We start from the raw sequence: 9,862 nt of genomic DNA, 5'->3' as shown, positions 1-9,862 counted from the left end.
GCCTCTATCTTACCATCATCCTTACCATTACAACTCTCTTCAGTCTCCGTAAGAGATGTGATTTTGAGCTCTTTACCAGCTTCAAGGTTAAATGTAGCATCCACATGTAAGGTAGGACAATGTACAGGTCCTTGCCATACTTCTATATCATCTATGGCAAAATCATTACCACACCAGTGGTTACGTGTATTTTGTATTTGTATTTTTACACGAGTAACGTTACCTGGGTTAATATCTCCTATAGTTTCAGAAGAAACACGCACCCACTCGGTATTACCTAATGAATTATAAGGTATATCACCAGAAGTTACTTGTCCTAACTCTACATTAGTATTGGCATCCAATACTCTCACACGAATATTTGGTTTAGTTGGTACTGTACCACAATAACTTGCAGGAGCATTCATTCTATTCAAGTTCAATACATATACCTCAAAGCCTATAGGTGCATTGGGTTCTATATCTACTGTCTTTTCATAAAGGGTCTCTCCAAGTCCAAGGTTAGTACCCATATCTATATACATATAGCGTCCCTTATCCTGAGTGCCACCAGAGGTATGATCCTTAGGGGCATCAGCTATCCAGAAGACCTGTTGAGAAGGGTTACTTGCATTTATTCCACAAGGTCCTATTCCTGACCACCATATATGATGGAAATCACTATATCCTAATATTGCATACTTATTAGGACCTAAGGAACAAGGATATCCATAAGTCAAATTAGGAGAGATAGCGGTATCAGAATCACGTCCTAATCCTGCAAAATTAGTAGCAACTCCTTGCCCAAAGTCCTCACGGAAGAGGAGTTTCTTAGGATTGACTTTTTTCTTATAGAAGATACGTGAATACTTAGTGGTTCCTGCATCAGTCTTAAGGAATGTTTGCTCTCCTAGAGCGCCTACACGCTCATAGTTACCATTCCACTCAGTAGGCAGAGAGGCTTGATTATTGGCAGTCTCTATATGATAACTATAGTCATTACGTTCATTTGAATAAGTTACTCGTGCAGCACCATCACAATCATATACTATATTAGTATCAAAGGTAGGTTTTGCCAAAGGTGCTTCTACTTGTATTGTAAATGAAATTTCACAAGGTGCTACTCCTCCTGCTGGCGCTTTGCTTCTAACTTTTACGGTATAAGTACCAACAGGCACATTATCAAAACGTAAATCGTTAGCCACAAAGCCTACTCCTGACATAGAAGGTGGCGCTGCATCCCAAGTAGTACCTCCATCCAAGCTTACTTGATACTTTCCTCCTGGACCTACTCCACCAGAAGTACCATTACCTCCTGATAGGTTGGAAATTTTTATAGAAGCATGTGCATGGTTTGTAGGATTATCTTCCAAAGGCTTACAAGCCAAGTGAGAAACCATTGCAAAACCCTTAAGTGGACCTGCTCCCTCTGTGATTGTTTCTTCCTTATTATCAAAGTCAGGTCCAGTAAGATATTCTAAGCGACCATTATTAAGTGTCTGATAGGATTCAGCTGGATAAGAACAAGTAACACCTGCTCTTGTATAATATACTCTTAGGCGATACTTACCTGCGGTAAGACCTGTAAAGGTACCATTAGGATAAGACTGTTTGATCCAAGTGTCTGTTGTAGGGTAAGCATTTCCTACTTGTTTTTGGATAGCATATTGTACTGTATACCTAGCAGGATCAAACTGAGGATTGTTAAGAGTCATTTTGATAGTACCTGCATTAGGAGCACAATCCGCAGGAGTACTTGTATGAGTAAAAGTAGGTTGTGCTTGTAACTTATAGACCACTGCCCTGGACACTGTACAACTATTACTATCTATCACCTCTACTGTATAGTTCTTAGTACCTATTGCAGGGGTAAAGCGAGGATCGTCAAAGTTAATAGTAGCAGTTAAGGAAGTGCCATTATTAATATTTACAGAAACATTATCACCTGATAGCTTTACTGTATAAGGAGGGGTACCTCCTTGGTAGGTTACAGATACCTGCTTGCTAGGACCACAAGAAGGATCCTTATAAGTGGTAGAAAGTATCTTAAGCTGAGGTACTTCCTTAATTTCTATCGTTCTTGCAGGTGAAGTACACTGCGTACGTGATTGAGGTTGTATAGTCACCTCATAGGTACCCTTGCCCAAAGTTCTGAGCTTAGTAAGATCTGTTCCTGTCAAGTTCTCAGAACTACGTAAGGCTTCTGTATTAGCCAGATACTTCACTACTTGTCCTCCACCCTGTTTGGTCACTGTGACATATACAGGCAGGGTTATCTGGTTAGAAAGCTGTATATTAAGGATACCTGTAGCAGGGTCTGTACCCACACAGAGTACATCCGTCTTACTCAAGGTAAAGTTTGGATTGGTATTGGTAGAAGTGGTAGCTTCTACATCAATTGTATTTTCAAAGTTACATACATTATTCTGGTACTGAGAAGCACCAGGAGCAAGCTTAGGACGTAGGGTTACTTTATAGCGTCCTGCTACAGTTACCTCTCGTTCAAAACTTTGTCCAGGGACATCTGTCCAACCTATGGAGTTGGAAGGACCTTCTACTTTATATTGGTAATTGGTATCTGGAATACGACTTATCTTGAGCCAACCACGGGCACCTGCTCCTGAACCACAATTCAGCGGCATGATATTCTCCTTATCCAAAGAATAGGTCATCTCACTCTTATAAGCACGGAAGTAGTAATCAAGATTACAACCACTAGGATGCTTAAGCAATATGGCAAAGTGAGTTCCATTATTATGTACTTCAGATGCTTGTAACCTAAAGGTATTACCTGTACCTAATTTACTCCAGTTACCAGGTTCTACCCCTACAGAAGCAGGTGGACAAGAAGATACTAGCTGAGAGGTACTTCCTGTATACTTATACCACTCTACCTTGTCATCAGGCAAACCTGTATCTGCAGCAGTCAAATCCACATAAGTACCACAGAGAGCTACCTGCAAGTAATCCAAACCTGTATTGTTACAAGTTTGCTTTTCCACTACCTTGTCATTATTGCGCAAGGGGTGAAGCGCATCATTACCCGTACGTGGTTGTATTATATAAGTCTTGGTAGAGACATTTGCACAATCAGCAGGCCCTCCTGTTCTTTCCAGTATATAAGTACCTACAGCGTTTACCTGATATCTCTGACTAGTGGATACCACTCCCTGTCCTTGTTTTGTCCATTTATAAGAAGTATATCCAGCCCCACCGTCCAATTCAAAGGCGGCACAGTAGGGTAAAGTATTGCGACTTGACTGTCCACAAGGTGCATCCTCTATATAGAAGGTAGTGGCAGCTGGTGTACAGTCTGCTAATTTTTTATGAGAGAGTTGTTCTTTATTTTCCGTAGGATTAGCTGTTGTATAGATCAGCTTAGGCTGTATACTCAATCTATTACTACAAGCATCTATAAGTGCATTACAGTCATTGGTTGTTTTTACCTTGATTGTAATCGTCTTAAAATCTGAAGCTCTATTAGGAAGTGCTCCAGGTGTCATATTGAATGTAAGCAAGGTCTGCCCTGCTACATTTGTTGAGGTAGGTGTACTTACCCCAGCAGGTAGTGCTCCCTCTATTCCCTCATAAGATAGGTTCTTAGGTAGGAGTACCTCCAATTTAGGGGATGTTATCGAATCACGACTTATGTTTCGCATTTTTATTTGGTACTTAGCTTCTGTATTAAGAGGCACCCGTTGTCCTTCTATATCTACGTTGGCAGTGTTAAGTACCTTAGTCTCTATATCATAAACAGGATGTACAGTTACTGCCGAGACTGCATTCACTATCTTAATAAAGGCATCATAGCCCCCCTCATTAGCCACATAAGTAGTTTTAAAAAAAGTACTACCTACAGGAATAATGTTATCATTGCCAAATATAGAAACATCCCAACCTCGATTATTGACTTGTGCTGCTTCATTATGTATGGTCACTGTACCATTGAGGAAGTTAGAGGGTGTACGACCATTATAAGAAATTTGGGTAGTATTCACTTTAAAGTTGTCTCCTGGCACATTGGGTTCCCCACCCAATGTTACCTGACCAAACAGCTCTGATCCCCTTATTGGTTTTAAGTAGCCACTGAAAGTATCTTCTGAGGTAGTTGCAGCTCCTGCTCCCACACGCTGAAAACCATCTTGTATCTTGATAATTCTTTCTTCTCCTAACTTAGGGTTTTCATAGACGACCACTAATGCCCAGCCAGCACCAAACTTCCAGCTAGCACCTCCTTCGTTATATATACCATCTACTTCATAAGCTCCATTAAGGTTACCTGCGGTAGCCAAGGCTTGTAGATCGGCTGTAACATCTGCCCATTTGTAGTAGTATGAGTCATCAGTAACACGTGTTCCGTCATTAACAATAGTCTTGGTAGGATCCAAGTCTTCATTTTGTCCTGCAACATATCGAGTACCATCAGGCTTATACCATATCAATCGTCCATCATTGAAGGTATATTCAAAATCTCCCACATTACCTGGATCAGGACGGCATCCTCCTCCTACTTGCGTTATATCTACAGGATCAAATGTATAGGTACCTACACGAGTTCCTCCTACATTGACCCAGTCATAACCTGACCTTTGCATGGTACCTCCTTTGTAGCCCTCTACCAAGATGGCTACATTATCTCCTTTGCTTCCAAACCACCAAGTACTATAATTAAACTTGATTTTATTGATTCCAGCAGCACGCATGTTGTTGACCTTAAAGAGGATTGCCTCACGACCTTGTCCTGTATTATCCCCACTCCATTCTGCATAATTAGAATTACTAGGATAACCTCTACACCAACCTGCTACACCCAAGTTAGGTTCTTGTATGGTCACACGAATGTCCAAGTCTCGTCCAGTGGTGAACTGTACGCGATAGATAAGGTAGTCAGCATCATTCCACACTACCGCATTGGACTCCTTGTGTCCGCCCCCTGCTTGTACTGCTCTATTAAGTCCTCCAGGACCTTTAAGACGTACCTGATCTATATTGCCCCCACCAGCATGACCTGCCCAATAGAGGCGTGCCCACTTTACTGTAGAGGGACAGTTATCTATCACTGGTAAGTTGAGATTATAGGAAGCATCAGATTGATTTCCTATCAATTGATAGTTCCCTCTGATAGTCTTACCCCCATTATCAAATGCGGTACTAAAACCTGCTTGCGCTAAAGCTGTTGTCCCTACTAAAACTAATAAGGCAGCAGTCAGTGCATACTGGAAGAATATTTTCAGTTTCATAATCTTTGGTTATTATCTTACTTGTTTAGCTGTTAGTGATTATTTATAATCATGGTTATTGATTAAGCAGCACATTGACTAATTAATTATTAATCAATATGTTACAAAAATTCTAACTATATAAAAATAAGGTGTATATTTTTGGGCAAATATATATAATTTTTTAGAACTAAAAGTATTTATTTTATGAAAAGTAAAAAGTTTGTGACAAGTTTAACGATTTGCCAATGTCCCAATTTGTCGATTTGTCAATTTGTCAATTTGTCAATTTGTCAATTTGTCAATTTGTCGATTTGCCAATTTGTCGATTTGCCAATTTGTCGATTTGTCAATTTGCTAATTGGCTCATTATCTAATTATCTAATTACCTCATTGACTAATTGACTCATTGGCTAATTGTCTCATTAGCTCATTACTTCACTTCTAGCACCCAAATACCTCCTATGAAATCCACATTGAGCATATATTTACGCATTAGGCTCTGAGCATCTTCAAGTGAAAGAGCCCCCTTACCTAAATATACATAAGTAAGGTCATTTTTCTTATTCTTAAAAGAGCTTACCTCATAACGTTGTCCCATCTGTTGGATGAAGTTATAAGCATTACGTGGGTTGGCATATACCCCAATGACCACATAGTGTCCTGCAGGCACCCCTTCCATAGTCTCTGTCTTGACTGCAACAGGTGCTTGGTTTGGCTTGACTCGTTTTGGCTTTACTAATGAATCATGTTTTACCAAAGGTTCTTCTTTCTTAGGCTCTTCCACTTTGACAATCTTTGGACGTGGTGGTTTAGGAGGAGCAGGTGGTGTACGTTTCTGTCGGTCACCTCCGAACTGTACGTTAAGATACACACCAAAAGTACTACCCAACTGAGGCACCTTGACGCCAAGAGCATTTTCATATTCTACCCCTATACTCCACTGCTGACGGAGGTTAAAGCCCAATCCTGCTACAAGTCCATTGCGCTGGGTATAACCTACATTAGCCCAACCCAAAGCGGGCAGGTCTATCATGGCATGACCTCCAAAGTTGAACCCATCAAACTCCTTAGCAGCACGAAAAGCTACTGACCAATAGCCATTTTCTAAAAGATCATTTCTGGAATCCAACGCCTTGCGATACATAAGGTGTGCTGTAAAGGTTTTATCTCGGAACTCGGTCATTGCCTTAGCTGCTCCTGAGGAATAGTCTATAAGATTCTCTGCGGTTCCTGCTACATAGAAGTCCCCAAAGGCAATATATCCACCTGGTTGTAGAACAAAATCAAAAGAGTTGCCCAACTGTAAGAGTGGGTCGGCAGGATCTGCCACACGAATGCGCCCTTTGTCCAATCCACTAAAAGAAGGGATCAAGTTAAGTCCCATTCCTATACGTACATTATCAGAGAGGTGAATGAGGTGTCCATAGTTGAGCACTATCCCATAGTTGGACATCACTGTTACATTACGCTTATATAGAAAGAGGTTCATGGAACTAGTCTCACGCCAATTACGCCCATAGGAAAGTCCCATGAGCGAAAAATTATCATTTTTGTAGCCCATCCACTGGTTTCGGTAGTAAAGCCCTACATTGTGCTCCTGATAATTGACTACCAAGGGAAAAGCAGGGTTGGCTACAAAGGTGTTAAACCTTACAAAGGCATGGGTAGGCATCTGATAAGGTACATAAAAACCCTTTTGCTCTTGTGCTAAGGACGAAGCCACTGTCAAGAACAAGATACAAATCCTATAATAAAGTCCTCTTTTCATTCTATTGTAATAGCGTTATGGTTCCGTTTTCTGTTTTTCCATCTTTCTCTAAAATATAGAAATAGTAGATGGCTGCCCCCTTCTGGCCTTCAGGTGGGGTAAAATTCGGAAAGTCATTATTATATTGGTTTGACTGATAGACAATCTCTCCTGTTTGCTTATAGATAGTTACTTTGGCACCCGCCCACTCGGCAGGAAGCATCCATTTGCGATTGACATCCTCCCCACTGAGCAATAGTGTATTAGGTATCTCATTACCATCATAGGAAACAGAATAGGTGATATTAATAATCCCTTCGGTATTGCCACAACTCTCTGCATAGGGAGTCAAGTCTATCGTTTCTCCTCCTATACTCACCTGACCCGTTTTGAGTTTCACAACAAACTGGTATTGCCCCACTGCTGCTCTGAAGGCAGGATCTTTGTATGGAGTGGCAGGAATGGTATATTTCTTATCCGTCTGATTAGTTACATCTTTCTTAAGAGTCCAAGGCTGACTATCATCCTTACGATAATTCCAAGTATAAGTAAAGAGTTCCTGCTGAAAACTACCAGTCAAGGTTGGAATAAGATCTAAGGCACGCTTGTCTTGCAATTCAGCCACTCCTGTATTAGTAGTTATACGTACAGCGGTAGGGAGCTTGATATCCACAAGCTTGACTTCATTGGAATTGAAAGCACCATTCACCATAAGTCTATACACACTAAGAGAGCCAGAACGGGTAGCAGTAAGTTCTTTGCCTGTTCCTACCTCTGTTCCATCCTTTTTCCATTGGAGAGTATATTTATCATAATCAGTACTTGGCACAAGGGTCTTTTTCTGCTCACTTCCGTTGACAATCACCGCTTCCAAGCTGGAAAGTTCCAATATAGCCTGTCCTGAACCACAAGGTGAAGTTCCTTGTTTAAAGCCAATAGTAGGGATATAGCGAGAAGGTTCCTTAATCTGCAGCTTAAGTACTCCTGTGCTTACTTTGGTATGGCAAGCATCATATACCTCAGCCACAAAAGTTCCCTCAGAAGGCACTTGGAAAGAGCGGGTTGTATTCTCTTGCAATATATTGGCAGGATCACTTTCCTTGAACCACTTTACAGTAAGCGCTTCAGTACTTGGTATATCCAATTCAATAACAGGGCGGCGATAAGGAAAAGCAAAGACTACCTCTCCATTGGTATGGCCAAGCCATTTGATATTACCTGGATCTACACCAGAGCGATTGGTTACATTTACCACATTGGACTTAATCACACACCCTCCTGCCTCAGTAAGAGTTACATAGTAACTCCCTACATCGGTTGCTCCATAGGTATTAGCTGAAGCTCCTGCTATTTCAGTACCATTTTTATACCACTTATAAGTACCTGTAATACCTCCTTGTAATTGAGTTGTGAAAGTAAGGGTCTGACCTGTACACTTTACTTGGGTTTCCCCTCCCTCTATGGTCAGTAGACCTGTAGTAGTTCTGGTATTGAGTTTTACTTCTGTGGAAGTCATAGGACAATTGGAGCCTGGTACGCTTCTTACCTTATAAGTACCTGCCTCTGTAGCTCGATAGGTAGCCGAGGTAGCCCCCGCTATAGGGGTATTATCCTTATACCACTGATAAGTAAAGGTAAAACCTGGTTGTTCGTTGGTTATTTCGGTCTCTAAAGTAATGATTTGTCCTGTACAAATATCACGAGTAGCATCCCCTTTTATCTTAATTCCCATAGAATTAGCCGAACCAGGTAAAGTGGCTTGGATCTCATTGGAACGCATAGAACCCGCACAACGACCAAAATCAGGCTCTACCGAATAAGTTCCCGTCTGGGTTACAGTATAGCTACTGCCTGTAGCTCCCTCTATGAGGTTGCCATCTTTATACCACTTATATAAGGAAGCTGTTGTCCCCCCTGTTACTGAAATCGTACGACCTTCAGAGTCAGGACATATCTCTATTCCCTGGAAGTTATTCAGTTGCAAAGGAGTGGCATCACCCAAGTGGTGTGCCTCAAAAGGATCACTGACCCCTATTACCTCTGGAGAGGTGCTACGGATACGTATTTTATATTGCTTTCCATCAGTAGTGGTAGGAAGAAAAAAAGGAATCTCAAATATATCAGACTGATTCCCTCGACCAGGAAGCTCTCCTAACTTCACAGGAGAAGAAAAATCTCCATTAGGGTCTGAGAGTTCTGCTATAAACTTATTATCCACATTGGCTCGAGTTCCTTTCCACTTGAATTTTACATTCACTTTTCCAGAGGAGTTACGTACACAATAGTAATTATTGGCACCTCCACTCCCTGTGATTATACTGTATATTTCGCGTTGCGTCTGCCCATAAAGAGTCTGGATAAGCAGCACCAACATCATACATAGTAAGTATCTCATTTTTTTCATAATAGGCTCTTTATTGATTATTTGTTAAATTTATTGGTTAATTTATAATTTATTTAAATATTTTATTTTAGGTGATTTTAGCCAATCACTAAAGCAACGCAAATATATAAAAAAGTTTTTATTAGTTGGTTTCTTCAAACAAAAATTATCCATCTTAACGCTTCCCTTTTTTATCTGTCTATAAAAAAAATTTCATCACCCTTTGGCAAATATAAGGGGTTGCAGAAATATTTTTCCTTTTTTTGACGCTATACAAAAAGTTATTAACATTTCTTAATGTTATAAACAATCACTCTTACTTTACCGTTATCTCTAAAAAAATACGCTATACAGATACCCTTTCCCCTTCATTTATAGTTAAACAAACATTAAATACTTACAAATAGAGAGACTACATAGTTTGTATGTAATACATAATAAAATACTAAATAGTTGAAGGCTAAAATTTCTAATCTTGTAAAATATAATGATTTGCGCCTCTATTTTGAAACCAGTCCATTGATAATGAAT

Annotated in this window: 3 protein-coding genes; all 3 read right to left on the bottom strand. The window is 40.3% G+C overall.

The features are described from left to right. Window positions 1–5,219: hypothetical protein (locus Q0625_RS08785; protein WP_298825976.1), on the bottom strand; the 5,219-nt coding region annotated here is incomplete at its 3' end. Between the two features lie 412 nt (window positions 5,220–5,631). Continuing rightward, window positions 5,632–6,969, bottom strand: coding sequence for a PorP/SprF family type IX secretion system membrane protein (locus Q0625_RS08780; protein ID WP_298825973.1), 1,338 nt, complete (start codon window positions 6,967–6,969; stop codon window positions 5,632–5,634). A 1-nt stretch (window position 6,970) separates the two neighbouring features. Then, on the bottom strand, window positions 6,971–9,343 hold the full coding sequence (locus tag Q0625_RS08775) for a gliding motility-associated C-terminal domain-containing protein (protein ID WP_298825971.1): 2,373 nt from the start codon (window positions 9,341–9,343) through the stop codon (window positions 6,971–6,973). Window positions 9,344–9,862: the final 519 nt, after the last annotated feature.

The sequence above is a fragment of the uncultured Capnocytophaga sp. genome (assembly GCF_938029845.1).
Lineage (GTDB): Bacteria > Bacteroidota > Bacteroidia > Flavobacteriales > Flavobacteriaceae > Capnocytophaga.
Note: the sequence above shows the minus strand (reverse complement) of the source record. Positions and strands in the feature narration are given on the sequence as shown.

What these genes read in the sequence shown, in the direction of transcription:
- Q0625_RS08775 (WP_298825971.1), bottom strand. Translation starts at nt 9,343, where the DNA reads ATGAGATACTTACTATGTATGATGTTGGTGCTGCTTATCCAGACTCTT.
- Q0625_RS08780 (WP_298825973.1), bottom strand. Translation starts at nt 6,969, where the DNA reads ATGAAAAGAGGACTTTATTATAGGATTTGTATCTTGTTCTTGACAGTG.